Origin of the sequence: Pseudomonas sp. LAIL14HWK12:I1 (genome assembly GCF_003202095.1) — a bacterium.
GTDB lineage: Bacteria > Pseudomonadota > Gammaproteobacteria > Pseudomonadales > Pseudomonadaceae > Aquipseudomonas > Aquipseudomonas monteilii.
In genome coordinates, this window is record NZ_QJKG01000014.1 from 47,432 (window position 1) to 71,907 (window position 24,476).

Below are 24,476 nucleotides of genomic sequence, written 5' to 3' on the forward strand. Positions count from 1 at the left end.
CTACTCCGGCTGTACCCCGCGAAGGTGGCGGGGAACGGGCTTGGGAATTTTCCGCAGTGTGCGGGAGAAATCCCTGGCCGTCATCAGGCTGCGGTAGAAGGTGGCATATGGTGACGTTTACGTAAAGGGATGAAGCCGCGTGGGCTATTACGTTGCCTGCACCGGCCTCTTCGCGGGTAAACCCGCTCAGTAGGAGCGGGTTTACCCGCGAAGAGGCCTCCAAACCCGATCACGGCTGCTGATTCTGGCTCAGGTACTTGTCCACCGTCGCCTTACCCTCCCCCACATCCCCCGCCACCTGCCACAACCGCCGCTCGATCCCCTGTGCCAGCAAATGCCCCACCGCCGCCTCGATCGCCGACAGCACGCACAGCTGCGCCGGTTCGTTGGTGGTGTACCCCACCTCGGCCTCCAGCAGCTTCTTGAACTCGATGAACTTGAACACCCCGGCACTGCGGCCAACCGAGTAGATGGTCTTGCTGGTCATCACATTGGCCAGCACCTGCCCGGTGCGCACGTCCACCGCACGCAGGTTGACGGTTACCTGGTCCACCCGGTATTCGCGTGAGATGTCTATCCCCAGGTAGCGGGCGCCCTCGCCGCCGCTGCGCACGTTGGTGTCGTAGGCGATGATGCCGCCCTCCAGCATCAGGTTGGCGGCCTGCAGCGGTGGCAGCTCGCCCATGATGTTTTCCGGTACATCCGGTTTTTTCTGCGAAGCACGGATGATCTTGCGCTCGGTCAGCAGGTTCTGCAGCCCTTCACGCTCCAGCACCACGAACCAGCCGCTGGCGCTCAGGGCGTCCATCAGCATGCTGGCTGCGCCCTGGGTGACACTGGTGGAGAACGAGCTGGCCGGGGTGGGCTTGTACTGGCCGGTCTGGTCGCGGAAGCCGTACACCACGGCCATCAGCCGGCCTTTGGGCCGTGGCATGTTGATCAGGTCGTAGTAGGTCGAGGCGCGCGGGGTCAGGGTCGGGGTTTCCGAGTCCTGTTCAGCCGACATGGGTTCGCGCAGGCTGCAACCACTTTGCAGGCCCAGGGCGGTGAGGATCAGCAGCGTGCTCAGCAGACGTTTCATGGTGTTCTCTCCCCAACATAAAAGCCCTTCCCTCTCAGGGGTTCAGGCCGCTGACCTCAATGATCGAAATTTCTCCTGTGGCGCGATCGGTGACCTTGATACTCAAGGCCCCGGAATCGTCGATGACGTCGATGAGAAACGCATCGGTCGCCATGCTGCCGGTGCTGCCATTGCTGATGTTGTCCAGCAACTGCGACAACATCCGCGACTCCAGCTGGTTGCTGAAACGCTCCAGGGCCGTGGTGCCGGTAAAGGCCGAGGCACGGTCCTTGAGGTCGGGGTCGTCGTAGTCGTTCTGCGCCTGGGCGTTGTTCAGCAGCCAGGTGCCGTTGAGCGGGTTGCCGCCAAAGGCCGGGTTGACCGGGGTGTACACCAGCTCGGTGGCCTGGGCAGCACAGGCGCTGGCCAGCAGGCAGGCGGCGATGCAGCGGGGTATGCGGTGGTTCATAGCTCGTCCCTCTCCAAGTCGGTGGTGTCCTGTAGCAGGCGTTGCAGCTTGCGTTGAATGATCTGCTGCTTGACCAGGTCGGCGGCTGCAACGGCCTCGTCTTTGAGCTCGGTGGTGTTCGGGGGCAGGAAGCGGCGGTACATGACCTCACGTTCGAACTCCACGGTGACCAGGCTGCCCCAGCGCGCATCCGGGCGTTCGCGTACCACCAGGTTGAAGTCCAGGCGGCTGGTGGCCCGCAGGCGGTCGGCGAAGTAGTAGTAAAAGTCGTGGCCGATGTGCGAGATGGTGTTGTCGACGATGAAGCCCTGCATCTCGTCCTCGCTCGAGGCCTTGGCCGAAGTGGCCAACACCAGCAGCATGCTCAGGCAGAGTGCGGCCAGGGTATTCATGGCGTGTCTCCCGGGCCGCTGTGGGTTTGCACACCATCGGCGCCTTCGCTGAAGGCCTGCTCGGCGACGAACTGCCAGTCGCTGTAGTGTTCCAGCCCTTCGAAACCGGTCCACTCGGCGCTGAAGCCACTGCGCTTGAACGGGGTGGCGTCCGAGCGGCTGTGCACTCCCGTGATGCGGCCGTCGATCGAGCGCAGCAGGCCCCACTCGTCGCTGTTGGTAATGGGGTCGGGGTACAGCCTGCGAATGTGCCGCTTGGCCTGCGGAAAGCGGTTGTCCTGCAGCAAGTCGACCAGGTCTTGCGGGTACTGGGCCAGGCCCGGCGAGGCGCGGTAGTAGCTGCGCAGGGCCTGGGCGTACTGGCTGCCCACCCACAGCAGTTGGCGTTCACGGTCGCGCTGGGCGGCGCTGGCCCAGAGCGTGCCGGTGGCGGCCAAGGCCACACTGCTGACTGCAATCAGCAAGAGCACGCCCAGGTAGGTAAAGCCGCCGTTGGCCTTACCATTCAGCGAAGAGGCTGCCATCGCGCGCCCTCCCTGTGGCACCGCTCTTGATATCGCCCACGCCGCCAGCCACGCCTTCAGGCGGTGGCACCAGCTGCCAGGCGTCGCTGCGCTCGGTGATCGGGTCGACCGGGGTGTTGCGCAGGTAGCGCTGTTCTACCAACTGCTCCAGCGAATCCGGGTAATGGCCGGTGTCGCCGTAGTAGTGGTCCAGCGCCTCGCGCAGCACCGCCAGGCTCTGGCGCAGGGTGGCCTCGCGGGAGCTTTCCAGGCTGTTGAAGTAGCGCGGCATGGCGATGGTCAGCAGCGTGGCGATGATTGCCATCACCACCAGCAGCTCGATCAGGGTGAAGCCTTTGCTGCGTTTCATGGCTGTCACCATTGCCCGTAAGGGATGTTGTTGAGGCCTTTGCCGCGGGCCTTGGAGTACACATCGAACACATCTTCGCCTTCGCGGGGGTTGTCGGGGCTGCTGTCGTATGCGCGCAGCCCCCAAGCGCCTTCGTCCCTGTCCTTGGCCGCCACCAGCGGGTCGTGCGGGATGCGCCGCAGGAAGTAGAACTTCGCGCCCTTGGCACTGCGCACGTCACGCACGCCGTCAACCAGCACCTGCAGGTTTGGCGGGTAACCACTGGCGTCCAGGCGCTTCTCGATGTAGCCCGCGTCAAAAGCCCGCTTGTACGCGTCGATGGCATCGCGAATCTGGTACAGCGCTTCACGCAGTTGCTGCTCCTTGCCGCGGCGCACCACGGTTTCGGTCAGCGGCGCGGCCATGCTGGCCAGCAGCCCGAGCAGTGCCAGGGTCAGCACCACCTCGATCAGGCTGAAACCCTGCATGCGGCGCTGCGCTTTCATGGGCGTGGGCTCCCGTTGGCCGGGACGACCGCCATCTGGCTGTCCACCACTGGCGCGTCGGTGGTCGGCGCATTGCCGGGTACGTCCATGGGTGGCAGCGGTGCCATCTGGCGTACCTGCATGGCCGACTCGGTACCGGTGGAAAATTCCATGTCCGACGGGCTCTGGTAGGGCAGGTTGCGCACGATGCGGGGGGTAATGGCCAGCACCAGCTCGCTTTTGCTCATGTCGTCCTTGTTGCTGCCGAACAGCCGGCCCAGGCCCGGGATATCGCCGAGCCCCGGGATCTTGTTGCCGCTGGCGTTGTGGTCGTTGCGCACCAGGCCGGCCAGTACCTGGGTCTCGCCATCGTGCAGGCGCAGGCTGGTCTGGGCGTTACGGGTGTCGACCTGGACCGGGATGGTGCCTTGGCGGGTGGCCTCCAGCGGGGTAGCGTTGCTCACTTCCAGCGCCACCTTGATCGCCACCTCGTTGTTCAGGTGCACGGTGGGCTGTACTTCGAGCTTCAGGCCGACGTCCAGGTAGGTGACGCTTTCGGTGATCACCGGGCCCTGAGTGGACGGTACCGAGGTGGCGCTGATGATCGGTACGCGCTGGCCAATGTGGATACGTGCCTGCTCGCGGTTGCTGACGCGGATCACCGGGCTGGCCAGGGTGTTGATGTCCTTGTCCTGGGCGTTGATCTTGGCCTGCGGCGCCGGCGAAATGCTGATGCGGCTGGAATCGATGCCACGCAACTGGTCGAGCACGCTCACCGGCTTGCCATCGTTGCTCAACACGCCGAAGGTATTGGGCCATTGCAGGCCGAGGTCGAGGATGCGCGAGGTGGCCACCTCCATCACCTCCACTTCCAGCACAACCTCGGGGTTGGACTGGTCCTGCGACTGCAGCAGCTTCTCGGCCATGCGCACGGCGTCCGGGGTGTCGCGCATGGTCAGGGTGTTGAGGCGCTCGTCAACGAACACGTCGCGGGTCTTGAGCATGGTCTTGACCATGTTCAGCGCGGTGTTGGCATCGATACTGGTCAGGTAGAAGGTGCGCATGACCAGTTCCTGGTAGTCCTTGGTCTTTTGCGGCGAGTCGGGGTACACCATCACGGTGTTGTCGTTGACGATCTTCTGGCGCAGCTGGTTCTGCTCCAGCAGCAGCGCCACGGCATCCTCGATGCGCACCTCACGCACGAAGATGGTGGCCTTCATGTCCGGGCGCATGTCCTTGTCGAAAATGAAGTTGATGCCGGCGACCTGGGACAGCACTTCGAAGATGGTCTTCAGGTTGGCATCGCGAAATTCCAGGGTGACCGGCCGCTCCAGCTTGCTGCGCAGCTGCGGGTAGGGCTGTGCGGTGCGCGCCTGGACGTTCTCGATGTCGCTGCGCAGGGTAATGCCCTTCTGGTTTTGCGGGTCCAGGCGCAGCACTTCACGCATGTAGCGCTCGGCGCCGAACAGGTCGCCCTGGCGCAACGCCGCCTGGCCCAAGGCCACGCGCTCGTCGAGGGTGCGGATCAGCTCCAGCTGGCGGATGCCTTCCAGGGCGCGGCGGTTGTTCGGTTCCAGGGTCAGCACCCGACCGTAGCCCATGCGGGCATTGGCAAAGTCATGGCGGATACGGTCGGCATCGGCCTGGGTGATCAGCGCCTCGACTGCGGCCTGCCGGCTATGGGCCAAGGCGATGTTCAGCTCGGTGTCGCGCGGGTCATCGCGCAAGGCCTCTTCCAGGCGGGCGATGCCGGCTTCGTACTGGCCCTCCTTCATCAACTGGTCGCTGCCCTTGCGTACCGCACTGGAACCGCAACCGGCTATGGCCACACACAACGCCAAAAGCAGGAACGGAGCAGGCTTGCACAGCTTTGACGACTTCATGGTACGCTCCCTACAGACAAAGTCTGCGACTGATGCAAAGGCAGGTAGACCAGGCTCAGCTCTTCGGCCGATACCCGATCGAGGCGGTAGGTGTCTTCGATCACGTCGCCCTGGCGCACGACGTAGAGTTTTTCGCCGCTCTGCAAAAAGATTTGCAGGTCGTCGTTGGTCCCCATGCGGCCGATGAACTGGAACGGCAGCTCAGGGGCGGTCGGGGCTGCCGCCACGACCGGCGCGGCGACCACAGGTTGTTCGGTGACGGTGGCCACGGCCTGGGGTTTGGTCCACTGCTGCTTGGGGAACAGGTCTCTGGAGGCCTGTTCCGGCCCTTTCGCGGCTAAAGCCGCGCCCACAGGTTCGGCGGCGCCCACAGTCCCTGTGGGAACGGGTTTACCCGAGAAGGCCGCGACGCCGTCGTCCTGGCCAAACCAGTGTCCCGGTGCCCAGGCCAACGCCGCGCTCACCCCGAGGAAGCCGGCCCAGATGACTGCACGTAGTGTGTTCATCACGACCTCGACAGATAAAGGGTCATGCGCAGGCGGGCATTCAGCTCGCTATCGCCGATACGTTTGCGTTGCAGCTCGAGGTCTTCCAGCACCAGGGTCGGCAGTTGCTTGAGCAGGCCCTTGAGAAAACCACGAATCTGCGGGTAGCTACCACGCACCGGCAGCACGATCTGGTAGCGCGCCAGCTGGGTCTTGGGGTCGATGCCCAAGGCATACTCGCCACGGGCCAGGCTGATGTGCTCGGCACTGGCCAGGTGGTAGAGGCGCTCGATCAGCTCGCTGGCCTGGGGCTGGCCCGGCAGCTGCTGGCGCAGGCTGTCGAGCGCCTGCTGCTCGGGCTTGACGGCGATTTTCAGCTCGCCACGCTTGACCCGCTCCACCTGTACGCTGGCATCCGCCTCGGTTGCACGCAGCTCGCGCACGTTCTGCCACTGCGGCAGCACCCCGGCGCACCCCACGCCCAAGGCCAGCAGGCCTACCGCCACCGCCGCCAAGCCGACCGGGCCAACGCGACGCAGACGCTCCTGGAGGATCAGGCTGTTCAGCTCAAGGGCGCGCATGGCCGGTCTCCCAGGTGGCGGTGAGGGTGAAGCGCACCGGGTGCTCAGGCTGCGCGGCCAACACCTCGTGGTTGAGCAGCGACACATCGCTGAGCTCGTCGCTGGCTTCCAGGCGCTGGTGGTACTGCAGCATCGCCTCAAGGTTGCGTGCCTCGGCGGCAATGCGGACCTGGCCCTTGCGCGCGTCCGGGGTCAGGCCCAGTAGTGCGACATCGTCCTGCGGCATGGCTTCGAGCATGGCGAACAACTGCTGCCACGGGCGTTGCAATTGCTGCGACACACTGCGCATCTGCGCCAGGCGCTCGGCCTGCTCACGGCTGGCAGCCGTGCTTTGCGCAGCGGCAGTGGCCGGGCGGCGCCCCAGTTGCAGCTCCAGACTGTGCACGCTGTCTTCCAGCTCGACCTGCTCGTTCTGCAAGGTGTACTGAAGCAGTACCAGGCCTGCGACCAGGGCACTGCCCAAGGCCAGCAGCGACCAGGCCAACGGGCCGCTGCGCCGGGGTTGGAATTCCAGTTCGAGGCGGCGCATGTCAGGCCACCGCCCGCCACATGGCGCACAACGGGTCGGCTTCGCTGGCCGGCTGGCACAGCTGCACCGCCGCCAGTTGCGGCACGTCGCCCCGGCCTGGGGCATGCAGGTACACCCGGGGCAGGTGCTCGCCATACAGCTCGCAGGTGCGCTCGATCAGCGCTTGCAGGGCTTGGTCACTGTCAGCGCAACCTTGCGCCAGCACTTGCTGCCAGGCGCCACCCGCAGCCAGCAGCAGCACGCTGCGGCGCGGCTCGGCCAGCACGAACAGGAAGTCACCCTGCGCCAGTTGTGACGAGCAGCGGTTGTAGGCGGCCATCAGGTACGGTTGCACCGAGCGCAGGCTCAGGCGACTTTCCCGGCCCAGCCCCTGCAACCGTTGCAGCAGGGCATCAGGCAGCGCCGTGGCGATGCGGGCGGCACCGGCAGGCTCGGGCGACAACACGATGCGCCAGTCGTCCAGCGGCTGCCCGTAGAGGTTTTCGAAGCAGGCCCGGGCATAGGCGTCCAGCTCGCGTGGATGGCCGATGGCGTCACTCCAGGGCACTAAGCAGAAGCGGCTGTAGCGGGCCGACAGCAGCACCCGCAGTTGAGCGCCACGTACAGCATGCTCGGCCAGCAGCGCGGCCAATGCGTCGACGGCAGCTTCCCAGGCCGGTTGGGCGCCGTCGCAGCTGAACTCGCGGCTGCCCAGCCACTGGTGTTGGTGTTTGTGCCAGCAACCCAAGCCGACACCCTCGGCGCCGAGCACGGCGCAGAAACGATCAGATGAATGTGACACGGTTGATCTCCTCGAGGGTGGTGCGGCCATCGCGGACCAGGTCCAGGGCCGAAGCGCGCAGCAGGCGCAGGCCGCGCTGGCAGGCGAGTGTCTTGATTTGCGACAGGGGGCGGCGCTCGACGATCATCTGGCGCAGGTCGTCGTCCAGGTGCAGCAGTTCGGCGATGGCGCTGCGGCCGCGGTAGCCACTGCCACGGCACTGGCCACAGCCCTGCACGCGGACGAACTTCCAGCCGGCCACGCCTTCGCGGGTCAGGCCCGAGCCATACAGGGTATCGTCATCGTGTTCGCAGGGCGTGGCGCAGTGCGGGCAGGCCAGGCGGATCAGGCGCTGGGCCAGCACGGCGTTCAGCGCGGAAACGAAGCTGTAGGGGTCGACCTGCATCTGGCTGAAGCGGCCAATCACATCGAACACGTTGTTGGCGTGGATGGTGGTGAAAACCAGGTGGCCGGTGAGTGCCGACTGCACAGCGATCTGGGCAGTGTCCGGGTCGCGGATTTCACCCACCAGTATCTTGTCCGGGTCGTGGCGCAGGATCGAGCGCAGGCCACGGGCGAAGGTCAGGCCCTTCTTTTCGTTCACCGGAATCTGCAACACGCCGGGCAACTGGTACTCGACCGGGTCTTCGATGGTGATGATCTTGTCCACACCGTGGTTGATCTCGCTGATCATGGCGTACAGGGTGGTGGTCTTGCCGCTGCCGGTGGGGCCGGTGACCAGGATCATGCCGTAGGGTTCGGCGGCCAGCCGGCGCAGGGCGCGCAGGGTCTCGTCGGCAAAGCCCAGGGCCTGCAACTGCACGCCACTGACCCGGTCGGACAAGTCCTGCTTGTCGAGCACCCGCAGCACGGCGTCTTCGCCAAAGATGCTGGGCATGATCGATACGCGGAAGTCGATTTGCCGGTCACCCACGGCGACCTTGAAGCGGCCGTCCTGGGGGACGCGCTTTTCACCGATGTCCAGTTCGGCCATGACCTTGATGCGCGAGATCACCTGGTCGGCAAACGCGCTGCCACTGGCCTTGCCAGCGCCGTTGAGCACACCGTCGATGCGGTACTTGATGGTCAGGCCCTGGCCGGTCATGCTCAGGTGGATGTCGCTGGCGTGCAGCTTCAGGGCGTCGTACAGGGTGGAGTTGACCAGCTTGACCACGCGGCTCTGGTCTTCGCTGATGCTGGCCAGCGACAGGCGTTGCAGCGGGTCGCCTTCGCTGCTGGCCTCGGCGTCATGGTCGAGGGCATCGACGGCGTGGAAGCTTTCTTCGTGGCGGGCCAGAAAGGTGGCCAGTTCGGCGGCGTGGGCCAGGTAGAGTGGCGCGCCTTGCAGCACATCGTCGATCCAGGCCAGGCGGGCGGGGTCGAAGGGGTCGGCGAACACGCCCAGCAGTTGGCCGCCCTGCTCGATCAGCACGAATTCGCGTTTCAGGCACTGGGCCAGGGCCACCTTGTCGAAGCGCGGGGTGCTGGCCAGCAGGCTGTGGCTGTCCAGCACCGGGTAGTGCAGGGTCAGGCCGAGGCGCTGGGTGAAGGTGGCCGGGGTGTCGCAGGCCAGGCGTTCCAGGCAGTTGAGCAGGCGCTCGTCGCTGGCTTGCAGGCGGGCCTGGGCCAGCAGGTCGCGGGGGTAGGCTGAGACTGTTGCATCACGTGCTTGCGGCATGGCCTGCGACTCCGCTCAGGGGCGCGTCGCAGGCTGGCTCGGCCAGGGGTGCGGGCGCCGCTATTCCCCTGCGAGCAGTTGTTCGTCGTCGGGCCCTGGGGGCTTGGCGCCATTACGGCGGCGGTCGGCCAACACCCAGCTTCCATCGTACAACTGCAGGGGGAACGATTCGTTCCTGTTCTGGCGTCGTTCGACGAACCCTTCAGCCGGGTTGTCCGTGGCCCTGCGCCGGCGCTCGATGCCCATCAGGTCGAAGATCGCACGCGCCAGCTCCACCAATGGGAACGGCTTGAACAGGACATGGCTCACACCGAGTTCGGCGGCCCGCTCACGCACTTCGACAGTGGGGTGGGCGGTGATCAGCACGAAGTGGCACTGCCTGTTCTTGCGTACGGCCTCCAGAACCTGAAAACCCTCCATATCGGGCAAGCGGTAATCCAGCACGATCACTTGCGGTGCCAGGCTTGCAGCCTGTTGGATACCACTGGCACCGTCGTGGGCAACATGAGCTTCCAGGCCTTGCGCCTGCAGGTACGCTTGCAGGTTTTGCGCAAGGGTCTGTTCGTCATCGACTACCAATACTCTGTTCACCAAGGTCGACTCCCAAGTACTGCCCGGTTACCCGGTCTGCGAAGTGCGCCCTTGTACAGGCTTGAGCAGGCTTCGTGCCAGGCGTGAATAGTCATGTTGCACCGCTGTAAGTGTCTGATTTGCCAAGGGTGCCGGCCAACACCCGAAACGCGCCGGGCAGGCACACCCGCCCGGTTCCCCACATGCGGGGGAACTGATAGCACATTGCCAAACCTTAATTCCCCAGCATTGGGGGAAACGCCATCAGGGGCCTCAGTCTGCAACCTCCACGTTGGCGGCGTCGCGCAAACGTTGGCGCACGGACCGGCGCGCATCGGCCTCTCGCTTGCCGATAAGCGCCGCCCTGGCCAAGACCAGGCCCTGTTCACGTATGACCGAAGGGTTATCACTTTGGTTCTGCGCTCCTTGCAGTGTTTCCCGGTTGGCAGCATAGAAAGCCTCCACTTCGACCTGGCTCGGCGCGTCGACTGCACTGAGCTGGGCATACACCTGCTGGGCCGCCATGTCTTGCCGGGTGTACTCAGTGTACTGTGCCCTATCGAAACCCGCCTCCGCCAGACGCCGCTCGAAAATTGCCGGGCTGCCGAACGCCGCTTCGACCTCGCCCACATGCGCCGACACCTGCGCGTCACTGATGGCGATGCCTTGGCGCCGGGCTTCCTGCCATAGCAGCTCTTTGTCGATCAGCTCGTCCAGCGCTTGATCGCGCAGGCGCTTGTACAGGCCCGGGTTGCGAATGCTGGTCAACGCACGGCCCTGGGCGGTCAGGTATTCGCTGAAGTAACGCTCCAGGCGCGTCACGCCGATTTCCACGCCATTGACCCGCGCCGCAGGCACATCGGCCCAGCTCGCCTTGGCCAGCACCAACAGCAGGCACAGCAACACGATACGCATGGCAGCCTCCGCTCAAGGGGTATCCGGCACCGGCCGGTACGGGGTAACCGAGGTGAAACGCGGCCCAGGTAGCGCCACTGCTACCACATGGGCGCCCGCCATGCCCTGGCGGCGGCCTGGGCCAAAGCCCAAGGCGGGGGTCAGGCCGGTGGCCACATCGTGCAGGCCTTCCAGCGCGGCAATCAGTTGCTCGCGGCTGGCGTCACGGCCTATCTGCTTCAGCGCCTCGCTCAGCAACCGTAGCGCGCACAGGGTGTTGACCTGCAACGATGCCTGGCGTGGGTCGAGGCCCTGGCGCTGCTGCAGGCCGGCCAAGGTCGCCAACCCCTGCTCGGTCCAGTCTTCCGGCACATAGGGATAGGCCAGGAACACCCGTTGCGACCACTGCTCGGGCAAGCGCGCCATCGCACCGGCCACCTGGCTGGAGGCGGCGAACAGGTAGGGCTGACGGCCTGCCGCCTGCAACGCGGCGGCCAATTCGGCAAAGGCCTGGGCACGGCCAAGGAAGACGATGCCCCGCCCGTCCACGGCCTGGCCGTCGAAGGCTTGGATGGCAGGCGTCCAGCCTTGCTGCTGCAGGCGCTCGCGAACCTGTTCAGCCAATACGGCCTGCTCGTTGCCGGCATACACCACACGCAGGTCACCCGGGGCCAGGCCCAGCGCAGCACGGGCATGGGCGGCCAGGCTAAGCAATTGCACGGGCAGGCCGGGCAGCGGGTCGAAGATCTGTGGGCTGCCGCCGCTGCGTGGGGTGCTGCCGATCAGGGGCACATTCTGTGGCGCCAGCAAGGTTGCCAGGCGTTGGTCGAGCATGGGTGCCAGGGGCGAGATCAACGCGAACACGCGCGCCTGCTGCAGCAACTGCTGCAAGGCTTGCTCGGCGCTGGCGGGGTCTAAGCCCGGATCAAGCACGACCAGCTCCAGGCGGCGCCCGTGTATGCCGCCTTGCTGGTTGAGTTGAGCCATGCCGTCTTCCAGCACCGCACGCACCACCTGCCCGGCTTCGGCCAAGGGGCCGCTCGCGGGCAGCAAGGTGCCCAAGCGCAACACGCCCTCCTCTACACCGGGGTCGCGTTCCTCGGCCAGGCGCTTGAGGTAGGCGGTGAGGTTGCGCTGGTCGGCCAGGGTCAGCTCGAAGCGTGGCATGGCCGGGTCCAGGCGGTTGCCGGCCGGGTCCACGCCATGCTGAATGGCCCGGGCCAGGCTGCTGTCGGTATAAGCCGGGTAGCTGCGGCCGTTGGCCTCGCGCGTGCCTTGGCCGAGTGCCAGGCGTTGCCAGTCGAGGCTGGGCGGGCGCACCCCACCTTCCGCGCGACCACGGCCGTCGTTGCCGTGGCAACTGGCACAGGGCAACACGCTGGCGGGCACCGTCATGTCGCTGGCTCCAACCCGGGCTTGCAGTTGGGCGTCACTGCTGGAGACGCCCTCGCGGAAGAGGCGTTTGCCAGCAAGCTCGTGGTCGGTCAGGTCCAGCGCAAAGGCCGAAGTACCGCATGCCAAACCAATAAGCAAAACCGCCCAGGTCTTCATCATGCTCACCGGCCTGCCAGTGGCTGGGTCAGCAGCTGCATGCGCTGGGCAATGGCCATGGCTGGCGCATCCGGGCGAATCTTGCTCCAGCGTTTGCCCGCTACATCACCGGCAATCAACTGCGTCGAATGCTGCTCGGGGCTGGGCAGGAACTGGCCGATACGCCCGAGCACCAGGTCGACATTGGCCTTGTCACCGGTCAGGAACAACCAGTTCGGCCCATCCACCCCCTGTTTCTCGGCAAACGCCTTGAGCGCCTGCGGGGTATCGTTCAGCGGGTCGCTACTGATCGAGACGAAGGTCACCTGGCTGGCCAGCTGCGGCCCCATGGCTTCGCGCACTTCACGCAGTTTGCGGGTGATCAGCGGGCAGGCGTCGGTACAGTGGGTGAAGATCACGTTGAGCATCACTACCTTGTCCTTGAGCACATCGCTGTAAAAGCGCAGTTGGCGGCCGTTCTGGTCCTTCAGCACGGTGTCGGTGAACCAGGCCTGGGCATCGCGGGTGCCGCCGCCGCTGGTCATCGCCTGGGGCGCCGGCTGTGGCGCTGGCGCCCCAGGCGCATGGCCCTCGTGGGCGAACGCCACCGAGGCGAGGATCCACAGGCAGCCGCCCAGTACCAGCCAGTCGAACGCGCGCATGCCAGCGCGGCGGGAAGTGACAGTGCTCATGGTTGCACCTCGTGATGGTCGGCGATGGCCGTGCTCTTGGCATGCACCCGGCGGGCGCTGAGGCGGTTGATTTCTTCGATCAGTACCGCCGGGTCGGTGAAGCCGTAATAACGCGTCCAGTGCCCGCTACGCCCGTCACCGACCAGAATCAGCGGCGGATGCTGGCTGAGGTCGGCGCTGAAGCTGCCCAGGCCCTTGAGGGTTTCGGTGATGGCGTACGGGGTGCCGGTCAGCCAGCTCCAGCCTGGCCCCTTCTGGAAGGCCTTGGCGTAATCTTGCAGGCGCTTGGCGTCGTCACGCTGCGGGTCCACGCTGATCGACACCATGTGGATTTCCTCGCCTACCCGGCCACCCAGTTGTTGCTGGACCTTGCCCATGATCGACGACACCACCGGGCACACCGTGGTGCAGCTGGTGTAGATGAAGCCCATGACCACCAGGTGGTCGCCTACCAGGTCTTTCTCCAGCCGTACCGGCATGCCGTCCTGGTTCAGCAGCGAAACGTCGGCAAAGCGCACGCTGGTCTTTTCCTGGCTCGCCGCCGGAGGCTGCTCGGCATGGCCTTTGTGATCGTGTCCGGCGTGGGCCAGGGCCAGGTTGCTGGCCAGTGCCAGGCTCAGGGCCAACAGTGTGAAAGCATGCTGGGTGTTCATCGCACATTCCTCACATCAGTCTGGGAAGCGTTGGTCGCTGCAGCCGGCAGGACGCGCAGGCTGGTGTAGTTTTCTTCGGCAAACTTGCGCCCCAGCGAGGGCGACTGCACATGCAGGTACCAAGCGCCAGCCTCGGGCAGGGCCAGGGCCGCCTGGTACACGCCCTCGCCCACCTCCTGCAGTTGCAGGTTGCGTGGCATCGACGACGGTGCCAGGAAGTAGCGCAAGCTCAAGTCGTTCAGGCCCAGGCGTGGCTGGCCGTCGTCACCGACGATGCGCACGCGCGCGTTGATGGCGCTGTGCTGCGACATCGGCTGGTCCAGGCCAATGAACTCGGCGTGCGCGCCCTTGCGCTTGCGGGTATTGGGGGCTTCGGCCACGTCGGTACTGAAGCAGTGGATGATTTGCGGCTGGTTGAGCAGGAAGGCCACGTCGAACTTGCCGGCGGCGGGCAACTTCACCGTCGAGCCGTACACCCCAGGCGCCACCTCACGCAGGCTGCGGTCGACGACGAGGGCGGCGCGGGCCTGGTGGCCACGGTTGTTGTAACCGGACATCGGCGCGTTCATGCCTTCGGCGTAGAAGTAGGTGGTGTTGTCCACCGGGTTGACCACGAACACCGAATTGTCGTCACGCGATACCGACAACCCCTGGGCCAGCGGCAGGTCACCGGCCTGGCGCGGCGCCGCCGGGCCGGCCTCGAAGCTCTGGACAATGGGCGAGCGCCCCTCACCGAGGCTGGACAGGTTGATCATGGTCACCTTCGGCGAAGCCAGGCCACGGACGTAGGCATAGCCCTTGGTGAAGGTGAGCTGGTACGGTTCGGCCGCCACCGGGATGTGGTGGATCAGCTTGTCGGTACTGGCGTCGATCACCAGCGCCTGGTTTTCCAGGGTGTTGAGCACGATGCCGTAACGGCCATCGCTGCTGAAGCGCATGGGGCCCAGGCCCTGCTCGGCCTTGACCGTATGGCGCAATTGGTGGCTACGGGCATCGAACACCCGCACACTGCCCTCCTCGCCATCGACCACGTACACCGCCTGGGACAGCGCCGAATAGCTGACCGACAGCGGGTGCGGGCCCACCTTGATGGTTGTGGCCAGGCGCATTTCCGGGATATCGATCACGCTCAGGGTGCCACTGTCACGGTTGCTGACGTAGGCAAAGCGCGAGTCGGCGCTGAAGGCGATTTCATGGTGCCCGGTGCCGGTGTTGAAGCTTTTCAGGGTGGTGCGCCCCGGTACGTCGATCACCGTAACCCCACCCTTGGCCGGGTCACGGCTGTTGTTGCCCACCCACAGCCGGTGCTGATCGGGTTGCAGGGCCACACGCAACGGCTGGTCCCCAGCGTCCAGATCGGCCACGCGGGTAAAGGTCTCGGTATCGATCACCGCCACCTTGCCGCGCTCGGGGATCGACACGAATACCTGCTTATCGTCGCTGGTGGCCGCCCAGTCCATGGGGCGCCCGGGCAGGTCGATGCGCGCCATGGTGCTGGTCACGCCGCCCACCGAGACGGTGGGGTCGATCACCGTCAGGCTGGCGTCGTTGTTCAGCATCAACAGGAAGTAGCTGTTCAGGTCGAGCAGCGGTCGGGCACCGATGCTGCTCTTGAGAAACAGCGCAACCCGCGCCTTGCAGCTCTGGTCACGGTCGCCCACCGGGGCCGACTGCGCCGGGTCGATCCACGCCCCCGGCGCCATGCCCGATAGCGGTTGGCCACTGGCCTGGTCGCTGAGTTTGAAGCGGATGTTGGCGAAGCCGCCTTCCTTCAGCTCGCCCCCGGCCAGCGACCGGGCCTCGAACTCAACGGTTACGCCATCACGAATGAGCCGGTGCGGCGCCTGCGGTTCGGCAGTTTCCTGCAACAGCTCGCGGGGATCGCACCAGAGCTTTTCATACGCCACGCCCAGGCCGATCAGCACCACGCCCAGCACTACCCCCAAGTAAGCAGGGCGAGTCTTCTTGTTCATGCTCGCGCTCCCCTTCCGTCACTGCGCCGGGGCCGTAGCCGGCGGCGCTTCGTTGGTCACTCGCAAAATCCCCCACAGCCCCGAGAGGTTGCCGTAGGCGGCGTAGTCGCGGAACAGGTAGTCACCCGCCACCGCGTTGGCACCGCCGGCACTGGGCAGCATGAAGCTGAAGTGTGCCGCTGGCAGTACGCTTTCCTGGGCGCCGATGTACATGGCCATCGGGTTGTAGCCGAAACGCACCGAGCCGATGCCGGGCAGGCTCATCGGGTAGCCATCCGCGTCACTCTTTTCGGCCTGGTAGTTGTGCAACGGCCACAGGTGCCCATCGAGCTGGTAGGTGATACCGCGGCTGCCACCACTGGGCATCAGCACATGGCTGCGCACAGGCTGGCCGGGCTTGGCATACAGCACCGGGGTTTGCGGGTCACCGCCGACCAGGGCGTTGCTGTAGGCCATGTGCGCGTTCGACACATCGGCGAAGCCAAAGCCATCGGCATGGCCGAAGGGGGCATCCGGTGCCAGGCCAAAGCGCAGCCACAGCGGTTCGGTCTTGTAGTTCATGGCCATGTTGCCGTTGTCTTTCGGGTCGCCCGGCACGCCATTGCCTTCGGTGGCGATGCCTTCGACCGGGCGGCCGTCAGCCCAGCGCATGTTCATCGAGCGCTGCCACACCGTGACCAGGTCGCGGTAGTCGGGCTGGCCGGTGACCTTGACCGTGGCCTGGGCCCGGCTGGCGGTGTCCTCGGTCCAGGTTGCGGTTTGCGGCAGGATGCTCATGGCGCCCACCAGGCCTTTCTGCGGCTGCTTGATGAAGTCTGACGGCGCCAGGTTCAGGCCACCGAACTCGATGGCGGTGGTGTTGATGTTGTCGACCGTGCGGCCCAGTTGCAGCACCGGCTTGCCTTCGCGCTCCAGGTGCCCGGCGTAGTACTGGTACACCCGGCTTGGGTAGGCCCCACTGTTGCCCGCCCGGGGTGGCACGGTTTGCACCGGGTTGGCGCCCACGTTGACACCGTCGGACTTGGTGATGTCGTAGGCCAGCAACTGGGCATGCAGGCCCACATGGCTGGAAGGCCGCATCAGGTTGTTGTTGAAAGCGGTGGAGCCTTCGCTGTCGAAGCGGTCACGCTTGACCACGTTCTGCATCACGGCAGTACTGGGCAGGTCTGGCATGACCGACGGCAGGCGGTTCTCAAGGGTGATGCTGATGCAGTCGCCAGCGTTGGCGCGCAGCACCAGCGGCTCCACTGGCACACCAGCCTTGAGCTTGCCGGTGGTGGCGTCCAGGTCGGCCTTGCGCACGTACAGCACGGCGGTCGGGTCATGCAGCGGTGCGCTGTGGCCGCCGACGGTGAAGGTGGTGCCATCCTCTTCGTCCACCACCGTGACCTGCGGGATGCTGGTCTTGCGGCTGTTGAACACCAGGGTGCCGCCATTGGCTTTTAGTGGCCCGCCGACATGCTGGCCCGCGCCGGCCGGGTCGTTGATGCTGACACCGTTGCGGTTTTCGAGGATGTCGTTGGCCAGGGCCGCGACAATCTCGTAGCTGCGTTTGACCGTGGTGCGGGTACCGATGCCGTTGGGGTTGGCTGTGGTTTTCGGGCAAATGCCCTCAAAGTTCACGGTATTGCGCATGGCCACTGGCTGGGTGTTGTTCGGCAGCGGGAACAGGTCGGCGCGTTGAGCGGTGTAGTTGCGCATCACCCCCCAGATACCGTTCCAGTAGCCTTCCAGGGCGGCGTCCATGGAGTACAGGTAATCACCATTGGTAGCGGCGGAACTGGAAATCATCGACACCGGTGCCATGAAGCCCATCTGTTCGGAGATACCGATCATCTGCGAGGCCTTCCAGCCCGAGTTGGAACTGTTACCGAAGCCCGAGCCATTCTGCAGCCACTTCACACCGTGCAGGGTGACGTTGTGCTCCTCTTCATGGCCACCGGCGTGCAGGCGCAGGCGCACGTTGTCGCCAGAGTAGGTGCGCAGCATGGGTGTGAACGGGTCGCCCGGCTCGCTGCCGGCCTTGTTGATGTGCGGTGGGAACAGCGTGGTCCCGCCGGTTGGGCCAACGGCCGAGGTGATTGCCGACGGTGCCATGTTCATGGCCGGGATTGCACGGTCGGTACGGCTTTGCAAGGCGTAGCTCAGGTCGCCGGCCAGGCCGTCCGCCTGCATGCCGCGTTTGCCGTCGGGGCCGACCTTGTTCGGGTCGAACACGCGCAGGGCCAGCGGCTCGTTGCGGTAGTTGACGACGAACATGCCCGGGTCATCCACCGAAATCGCCTGTGGGCAAGGCCGGCTTGGGCAGCCAGGGGCCAGGCCACCGCGGGACTCGACCACCGATTCCAGCAGGTTGGATGCCTTCTGCCGGACCGGCGGGTTGATGGCATAGCGGAAGCTGTCGGCCGTGGCCGGGTAGGACTGGCCATTGGGGATGCCGTCTGGGCCTGCGCCCACATACACGCCGGCTTCATAGGCATGCTGGAAGTCGCTGTACTCCAGGAAGAACTCACGGTAGCTGTCGTTCTTGCCGTCGCCATCGTGGTCGCCGGTCTTGATCACCGCCTGCCACGAAGTCGGCCCGCCGTCCTGGCGTGTGGCCGGGTTGTACAGTTGTTCGCCGGTTTCGGCATGGTACCAGGTGGAGCCGGCAGGCTCGGCCAGCACGGTGGCATACAGCCCGAGCTGCTGGTGGGTCGATGGGCCGAGGTGGTCGTGGGTAAAGATGGTGCCCAGGCCACGGTCGACGTTGTTCACGTTTACCAGCGGGTCCGCAAACCAACGCTGCATGGCCGTGCGCGCGCCCAGCCAGTCAGCCCGGCCAAAGCGGCCGAAGTACGGGTGCTGCTTGGCTTTCGGGCAGGCAGCAGTGCCGTCGCGGCTGTCGCCTTCGGTGCAACCGTTGTAGGCACGAATGGCATGCACACGTTCCACCACGCTGCCGGGCGAGAGAATGCCGTCTTCGTAGTTCCAGCCGTTGGCCGAGCCGTCAGCGGCGGTCAGGTCCCACTTGGGCAGGTGAATGTGCTGACCGATCACGTCGGTGGGGGTACGCACCTGGTAGTCGTCCATTTCGTAGTACGACGGGATCAGGTTGGTGTGGGTGTACATGGTGCAGTCAAACGTGTTCATGCGCATCACCAGCGGCTCTGGCGGGCGCTGCTTGGTGATCACCGGCCAGGCGTCTTCCCACAGCGCCAGAATGCGCGCCTGCGGGAAGTGGTAGCCAACCTTGTTGTACACCGCGTCGAACTGGATGTTGGCGCCTTTGTAGATGCGCGGCCGGTCGGCGGTGAAGGTGGACGAACCCCGGAAGTTCATGCCGGTGAGGCTCTCGCCGCTGACGTACTCGCCTACCCCTGAGGTTTGGGTCAGGCGTTTGCCACGGTCATCCATGCAAGGCTCGTAGAACGGCGCACCGGCCGTGGGCAAGGCACCGTTGGTGCGGAACGCCTTGGCAACGGGTTGGCTGCCGGGCACCAGGGCAAAGCTTGGGTGCTCGGCCTTGGCGTGGAACTGCATGGCGGCCTGCTCGACATCGGTGCCTTCTTCAGGCAGGTAGATGGGCTTGGCCTTGTGCACCACCTTGGAGAAGTCCAGCTTGGTGGTGGTGGTCACCGCTTCGCCGCCTGCAGACACGCCGTCCAGCGCATGCCGGCCCAGGCCGCCATCCCAGCCATCGACCTGGTTGGGGTCCAGGTTTGCCCACAGGGCTTTGCCGCTGTCTTTCAGCTGCCGGGCCAGGGCCGGGTCGAGCATGTCCAGTGGCGGGGTTGGCGGGCGGTTGCCCACGCTGCTCTCCATGCCGCCGATCCAGAACGGGTAGCCCGGGTTTTTCAGGGTGCCATCAGCGTTGCGGTTGGCATCGGTGCGGTCGACCAGTGCCAGCGAACCCACGGCCTTGCGCGCTGGCATTTCGTTGGCGTGATCGTCGTCGCCCTCTTCTTCGTCGTCATCGTCATTGGCAGCGACCAGTTCTTCGGACAGCTTGGGCACCACCACCACCTTGCCCGGCATCGGCGCCATGGCCTTGCCAGGCAGCGGCACGATGGCGGGGATCGGCGTACCGGCAACGATTTCGCCATCAGGCAATGCCCGGGCGCCAACGGCTGGCTTGCCGCTGCGCAGTGCGAACGGCGTACTGTGGAAGCCATTTTCGCCCTGGCCGCTCACTTCCAGCCGGGTGCCTTCTTCGAACACGTCATGTACCCGCCACATGGCCCACATGCCTTGGGCGAAGTGCGGGTAGAAGTGGCAGTGGTAAATCGCATCGCCCGCCACGCGGTTGCGGTTGCCCGAGCCGCCGTTGGCGATTTCGTAGGTGTAGCCGATGCCAGGGCCGATGCCTTGGGCGTCAATGTAGTCGGAGTTGTCGTCGTTGGGGTTGAACAGCCACTGGTGGCCGTGCAGGTGGAAGATGTGCTGTTCGTGGCCATTGTGGGTGTTGCGGAACTTGGTGAAGTCGCCAATGTAACTGTGGTGCACGTTGGCGGGTTCTGCCGGGTACAGGGCCATGTTGGCCTTGACGCCCACGGCGCTGGCCGGCGGCGTTTCGCCTGGGCGAATGTTTTCCAGGCCGACGTTGGCTGGCACGTCCACGAGGGTGCCGATATCGCCTACGGTGTGGGCACTGAGGAAAAACTCCTCGTACGCGCACGACAGGCAATCATGCATCGGCCCCACGCCCAGGCGGTTGGCGACCACTTCAGCGCCCATACCGCCAGAGCCGTAGTTGATCATGAACGAGTCGCGGGTCGGCTCCAGCACATGGCCCATCACCGGGTCCGCCCAGTAGCCCGGGAAGGCTTGGGTGGCAGCCACTTCATCGGCAAACTGCGAGGCGAAGTCGCGGAACGCTTCAAGCCGGTTGGGCAGTGCCGGGTTGCGCTTGTTGACGCTTTCCAGCGGGTAGGTCGAGCGCGGGAAGCTGCCGTCGGGGTTCGGCCCCATGACGATGGCGTCGGTTTCACTGTTGAGGATTTCATTGCCGTCGACCATGGCAATGATCGGCTTGCCTGCTTTGCCCTCGGTGAGCCACGGTTCGGCCTGCGGGTAGCGGGCCTGGTAGTCGATCACCGGCTGGCCGGTGGCGGTACGGCCGGTGGTGGCCAGGCGCATTTCTTCTTCGGTCAGGGTGTTGCGGTAGGTTCGCCCACCTTTGGGTACCACCACCACCTGGCCGAACAGGCCGTTGGCAACGTTGCCCGCCCCGCCCTGGCCACCAAAGGTGGCGCCTTGGCTGGTGGCCGCAAAAGCCCCCTCGCGCTCAGCGTACAGGGTGTAACTGCGGGTATTGCCGGGCGACACCAGGAAGTTGCCATTGCGGCCCGTGTTGGCGGCGATGTCGCCAATGCTGTTGACCGCCTGCATGCCGTTCACCTGGAAGCCGACATGCCGGTCATTGACTTGCTCGTCGGCAACGAAATGTTCACCGCCTTCGTTTTCGACCTCGGTTTCCGGGCCTTCCTCCTCGCCTTCGGCCTCGTTTTCTTCGGGGTCGATACCGTGTTTGTTGGGGTTGGCCTGGTACGCCAGCAGGTTGGTCAGGTTGACCGTGAGGCAGTCACCGGCGGCCACCCGCAGCACGATCGGCCTTGGGCGCTTGTCCGGGCGCAAGGTGACCTTGCCCGGGACAGCGGCCCCGCCCTTGCTGAGAGGGACCTGCTTGTCGTCCACCACATCTTCACGAAGGGCGAACATCATGCCGTTGGCATTTTGCGCGCCAAGGCGGTTGAACATCAGTGGCTGGTCCAGCGCCACCACATTGGCGACCAAGGTGCGCTGGCACTGCACGGCCGCCTCGCTGGTCGTTTCCCAGCCGAGCAGGGCCAGAACGAGTGATGACAGAAGGGGGCCTTTGCGTGGCGTAGACATGCTGCACCTCCGGGGCACGGGGACTCTGCGGAGGTGTGGAGCAAGGTGTGTGCCAGAAGAATATTTATATTCTTTTCAGTTAGTTACGGTAGCAACCGAAACAGATTGGGGAGGATCACCCGGCAGCATTCCCCCGAAGTGGGGGTACCTCGCTGGATTTCTTGAAGACGACGTGATCACTGTGGGAACGGGCATGCCCGAATTCCCAAACCGCCGCACCTTCGACCAGGAAATGCTTAACCCGCTCTCTATCTCTGCGCCACAGGTTGTCCCCGCTCATGGGGCCTCTGCGTCAGACGGTGCAGTACGGGATTCACGGTCGATGTCCGCTGGCCATTCAACCTTTGGTGCCAGGCAATGCATGTGGCTCAGGCCATCGTCGTCGTTCCAGTCGCGGGGTGGGTGCACGAATTTGGGCAGGGCTTCAGGGCCTTGTTGCATGAACAGACGGGCAATGGCCCAGTAGGCCTCGCCCTGACGCAGGGTATGCGTGAAGAAGACACGGTCAATGACTTCGTTTGTCTCAGGATTACGGACTGACAGCATGACGTTTTCGATCAGGCCTCCGTGGCCGGGGGCGTAGATACGGTAGACCTCGGCAGTGACGTCGTCCCAGTTATAGGCGACGGGTCGGACGCCCCAGCGTTTGCGACTGAAAATGAATATGCGGTCGTACCTGAACTCGTAGATGTAGATTTTTCTACGTAGGCGATTGAAACGAATGGGTTCGTCTCTGGGAAAGACAAAATCCTGCTTTATGTAAGGGATGAGTACCCATAGAGCTAACGGTGGACCGAGTATAAACAACACATTCTCTAACCAGTCGCGCTGCCAGCCATAAACCAACAAACTCCAGTACAAAAATAGTGTCATTCCGACCCCAAAGCACAAACTTGGGATCCCCACTAGCGCTGAAAAACCTCGAAGACTTATGGTTTTTCTTGGCAGCTCGAGGTAAACATCATTAATATAATTAGGCGAAGGGTTGACCTTCTCTACCCAGCAGAGGCCATCTGGTGCCTTTCCCGTTGGAGGCAGATCATAGCTCCAACCTATAGCACGCTCCCATAAAACCTTGGGCTTAAGCGTCATTCATTCATCTCCCGAGAGCAAACTTCAATATAGGCGTCCGGCAAATTGCGGTCGGGCCAATACATAATCAGCAGAGTGGCGGCGAGCAAGCTGTGGGTCCCAATCATAGGAACCAGGGGCACAACCCCAGAAATTTCAAGCTGAACACTGCCGTCTTCGACGGCATAGGGTCTCTGGTTTTCATCAATGGAAAAATCACTCGCATAGTCCGGGTGGCGCGGGGGTGAAAATTTAGAAAATGACGATGATGGTGAAAGTGATTTCGTTGCGTGTGCCAGGTAATCGCCCGAGGCAATAGTCTCTCCACCTACGAAATCCGGAAACGTTCCATCACCGAAACGATGCGCTATCAGTTTCCAGCGATAGGCGGACTTCGCTTTAGTAAACCTGGGTAATGCGGCGAGAAACCTGAGCTGCTGCACCGTGTTCAAGCTGACCAAACCTCCTATCTTGGGGAGGGTAGGGTCCGTAGCCAAACTCGACTCAAAGTGTAGCTTTGCCTGAACGCCCAACGTTGCAGCATTGAGCTCAGCGAAGGCTATGTCTGAAAATTCCGGAGCATTCCAGTGTATGGAAGGGGTTTCATTAGCAAGCCCAAAATAGCATCTACGCACCCAGCGCTCGAGATCAGTTGAATCATTGGGTTCCGCTCGCTTGCTCAACTCATAAGCAATCAAAGTTAATGTGACTGCAAGGCCCAACGGACCAAATACGAAAGGTTTGAAAACTGTAACTGCAAATGCCACGGTACCCAAACCATAAGCAAAAGCCACAACAACATATTTCTTAGCAGCTAGAGTATCACCGGCGGCCATAGTTCGCTTGATTGCCAAAATCGCTTGTACCGTGTCAAAAACCCCTGCAACTGCACTCAATACCGCACCAATTTTTATTGTGGCCTCTCCAGTGATAGCAGCTCCTTCAGCCCATGGCCTACGTATGGCGCTGGCGCTGGAGCGCATTACGAGCCCAATCAACTCAATCTGTCCGCCCAATATTCCTAATTGGGACCCATGCAATGCGAGCTTGGCCTCATGCGCCTTGGGCCCAATCTCGGTTTCTGCTTTATCCTGGTTTCTGCTCAGGCTGTCGTATTGCAAATACAACCCACCTATCGCCAACAGCAACTCCCAGCTACCTGCCACACCCCGCAAGCCGCTAAAGCCGGTCCGCACAAGCTTCGCCGCCTGCTGCGCAGTGATCCTCATCCCCTGGAACAACTTGCGCGCATTCGCCTCCAGCGTCCCCGCCGCCACCGAGATATCCACCAAGGCAATCTGTGCCGCACTGCTCGCCTGGGTCACCTTCATGCTGGCTCCCTCAAGCAACCGGCCACGCACTTCTTCAGCCGTACCCTCTACCCACACCGTCACGCTGATCATCGTGTGGGTAAACCGTGGGTCGAGCACGGCCAGGCTCATCAGCCCGTGCTGCATGATCGGCCGCACCTTGTTCCAGGCCTTGGTTGAATAGAGGTCGAAGTCTTCGACATTGCGATGCATCCGATCCCTGGGTCGGTGAACACCGGTGGTCCGTCGCCGGTCATGGGCTCCAGCGACGGCACTTTCTGCGCGGCCCACTCCCGGTGCGTGGCGCGAATGACTTGCAGAATCTGCGACGTCTGCAACTGGTAGGCCCGCATGGGGTCTTCGCGCCAGACCTGGCGCTTCACCACCCAGCTCAACCGCTGATGGTTGAACTCCTGAATAAAACCCACGGTATCGTCCAGCACCACCGCCAGCACACCCTTCTCCAGCGTGTGCCGGTTCATCGCGTTGACCAGGTATCCCTTCAGGGCAAACCTTCGCAACCAGCGGGTGTGGAAGCCATGCGCACTGTCGAATGGCGAACACCCATGCTGCGCGTACTCGAACACTTCCTTGTCGACCCGCAGGTTGTCGGGCGTCATGGCGATGCCCAGCAACTCGGGGTTGTTGCGCGCCTGAGTCAGGTCCAGCCCTTCGAAGCGATGGGCAGGCGCCTGGCCCTTCTTGTAGGCATTCAACACGCTGACCGGCCAAGGG

General features: G+C 64.0%; 21 protein-coding genes and 1 pseudogene. All 22 read right to left on the reverse strand.

The features are described from left to right. Window positions 1–229 precede the first annotated feature (229 nt). Complete coding sequence (locus D906_RS25635) at window positions 230–1,081, reverse strand: CsgG/HfaB family protein (protein WP_025754865.1); 852 nt, start codon at window positions 1,079–1,081, stop codon at window positions 230–232. 34 nt (window positions 1,082–1,115) lie between these two features. After that, the gene (locus D906_RS25640) at window positions 1,116–1,529 is read right to left on the reverse strand and encodes a curli assembly protein CsgF (RefSeq protein ID WP_016487339.1); all 414 of its coding nucleotides are present in this window, start codon (window positions 1,527–1,529) and stop codon (window positions 1,116–1,118) included. After that, window positions 1,526–1,921 (reverse strand): curli production assembly/transport protein CsgE, encoded by a 396-nt coding sequence (gene csgE / locus D906_RS25645; RefSeq protein WP_019097062.1) that lies wholly within the window; start codon window positions 1,919–1,921, stop codon window positions 1,526–1,528. Before csgE ends, D906_RS25640 begins: the two co-directional genes overlap by 4 nt. Beyond that, the gene (locus tag D906_RS25650; protein ID WP_019097063.1) at window positions 1,918–2,445 is read right to left on the reverse strand and encodes a type II secretion system protein; all 528 of its coding nucleotides are present in this window, start codon (window positions 2,443–2,445) and stop codon (window positions 1,918–1,920) included. The genes csgE and D906_RS25650 overlap by 4 nt, the downstream gene beginning before the upstream one ends. Continuing rightward, entirely contained in the window at window positions 2,420–2,794 is a 375-nt protein-coding gene (locus tag D906_RS25655) for a type II secretion system protein (RefSeq protein WP_019097064.1), read from the reverse strand. The genes D906_RS25650 and D906_RS25655 overlap by 26 nt, the downstream gene beginning before the upstream one ends. Window positions 2,795–2,799: 5 nt before the next feature. After that, window positions 2,800–3,279 (reverse strand): type II secretion system protein, encoded by a 480-nt coding sequence (locus D906_RS25660; RefSeq protein ID WP_016713966.1) that lies wholly within the window; start codon window positions 3,277–3,279, stop codon window positions 2,800–2,802. Beyond that, window positions 3,276–5,141, reverse strand: a complete 1,866-nt coding sequence (locus D906_RS25665) for a secretin N-terminal domain-containing protein (RefSeq protein ID WP_027615826.1) — start codon at window positions 5,139–5,141, stop codon at window positions 3,276–3,278. Before D906_RS25665 ends, D906_RS25660 begins: the two co-directional genes overlap by 4 nt. Next, window positions 5,138–5,647, reverse strand: a complete 510-nt coding sequence (locus D906_RS25670; RefSeq protein WP_027615827.1) for a hypothetical protein — start codon at window positions 5,645–5,647, stop codon at window positions 5,138–5,140. The genes D906_RS25665 and D906_RS25670 overlap by 4 nt, the downstream gene beginning before the upstream one ends. Further along, a complete protein-coding gene (pilO, locus tag D906_RS25675) occupies window positions 5,647–6,207 on the reverse strand; it encodes a type 4a pilus biogenesis protein PilO (RefSeq protein WP_019097067.1) in 561 nt (186 codons plus the stop codon). The genes D906_RS25670 and pilO overlap by 1 nt, the downstream gene beginning before the upstream one ends. After that, window positions 6,194–6,736, reverse strand: a complete 543-nt coding sequence (locus D906_RS25680) for a pilus protein (protein ID WP_019097068.1) — start codon at window positions 6,734–6,736, stop codon at window positions 6,194–6,196. The genes pilO and D906_RS25680 overlap by 14 nt, the downstream gene beginning before the upstream one ends. Before the next feature lies 1 nt (window position 6,737). Further along, window positions 6,738–7,517 (reverse strand): hypothetical protein, encoded by a 780-nt coding sequence (locus tag D906_RS25685; protein WP_019097069.1) that lies wholly within the window; start codon window positions 7,515–7,517, stop codon window positions 6,738–6,740. Beyond that, window positions 7,501–9,174 carry a GspE/PulE family protein gene (locus tag D906_RS25690; protein WP_025754868.1) on the reverse strand — a complete coding sequence of 558 codons (1,674 nt, stop codon included), beginning with the start codon at window positions 9,172–9,174 and terminating at the stop codon, window positions 7,501–7,503. The genes D906_RS25685 and D906_RS25690 overlap by 17 nt, the downstream gene beginning before the upstream one ends. 60 nt (window positions 9,175–9,234) lie before the next feature. Continuing rightward, window positions 9,235–9,768: a response regulator gene (locus D906_RS25695; protein ID WP_016713959.1), complete on the reverse strand. Its 534-nt coding sequence runs from the start codon at window positions 9,766–9,768 to the stop codon at window positions 9,235–9,237. Window positions 9,769–10,017: 249 nt separating this feature from the next. Next, window positions 10,018–10,659: a SurA N-terminal domain-containing protein gene (locus D906_RS25700; protein WP_019098786.1), complete on the reverse strand. Its 642-nt coding sequence runs from the start codon at window positions 10,657–10,659 to the stop codon at window positions 10,018–10,020. Window positions 10,660–10,671: 12 nt separating this feature from the next. Further along, the gene (locus D906_RS25705) at window positions 10,672–12,192 is read right to left on the reverse strand and encodes an ABC transporter substrate-binding protein (protein WP_019098787.1); all 1,521 of its coding nucleotides are present in this window, start codon (window positions 12,190–12,192) and stop codon (window positions 10,672–10,674) included. A gap of 2 nt (window positions 12,193–12,194) precedes the next feature. Continuing rightward, window positions 12,195–12,860, reverse strand: coding sequence for an SCO family protein (locus D906_RS25710; RefSeq protein ID WP_019098788.1), 666 nt, complete (start codon window positions 12,858–12,860; stop codon window positions 12,195–12,197). Next, window positions 12,857–13,513 carry an SCO family protein gene (locus D906_RS25715; RefSeq protein ID WP_019098789.1) on the reverse strand — a complete coding sequence of 219 codons (657 nt, stop codon included), beginning with the start codon at window positions 13,511–13,513 and terminating at the stop codon, window positions 12,857–12,859. Before D906_RS25715 ends, D906_RS25710 begins: the two co-directional genes overlap by 4 nt. Further along, a complete protein-coding gene (locus tag D906_RS25720) occupies window positions 13,510–15,486 on the reverse strand; it encodes a cytochrome D1 domain-containing protein (RefSeq protein WP_019098790.1) in 1,977 nt (658 codons plus the stop codon). Before D906_RS25720 ends, D906_RS25715 begins: the two co-directional genes overlap by 4 nt. Window positions 15,487–15,504: 18 nt before the next feature. Beyond that, on the reverse strand, window positions 15,505–21,360 hold the full coding sequence (gene mnxG / locus D906_RS25725; RefSeq protein WP_027615828.1) for a manganese-oxidizing multicopper oxidase MnxG: 5,856 nt from the start codon (window positions 21,358–21,360) through the stop codon (window positions 15,505–15,507). 276 nt (window positions 21,361–21,636) lie between these two features. Then, on the reverse strand, window positions 21,637–22,452 hold the full coding sequence (locus D906_RS26930; RefSeq protein ID WP_232238390.1) for a DUF6708 domain-containing protein: 816 nt from the start codon (window positions 22,450–22,452) through the stop codon (window positions 21,637–21,639). Beyond that, a complete protein-coding gene (locus tag D906_RS25735; protein WP_256586168.1) occupies window positions 22,449–23,954 on the reverse strand; it encodes an oxidoreductase in 1,506 nt (501 codons plus the stop codon). Before D906_RS25735 ends, D906_RS26930 begins: the two co-directional genes overlap by 4 nt. After that, window positions 23,873–24,476, reverse strand: a pseudogene (locus D906_RS26555) (hypothetical protein); the annotation flags it as partial. The pseudogene D906_RS26555 and the gene D906_RS25735, both read right to left, overlap by 82 nt.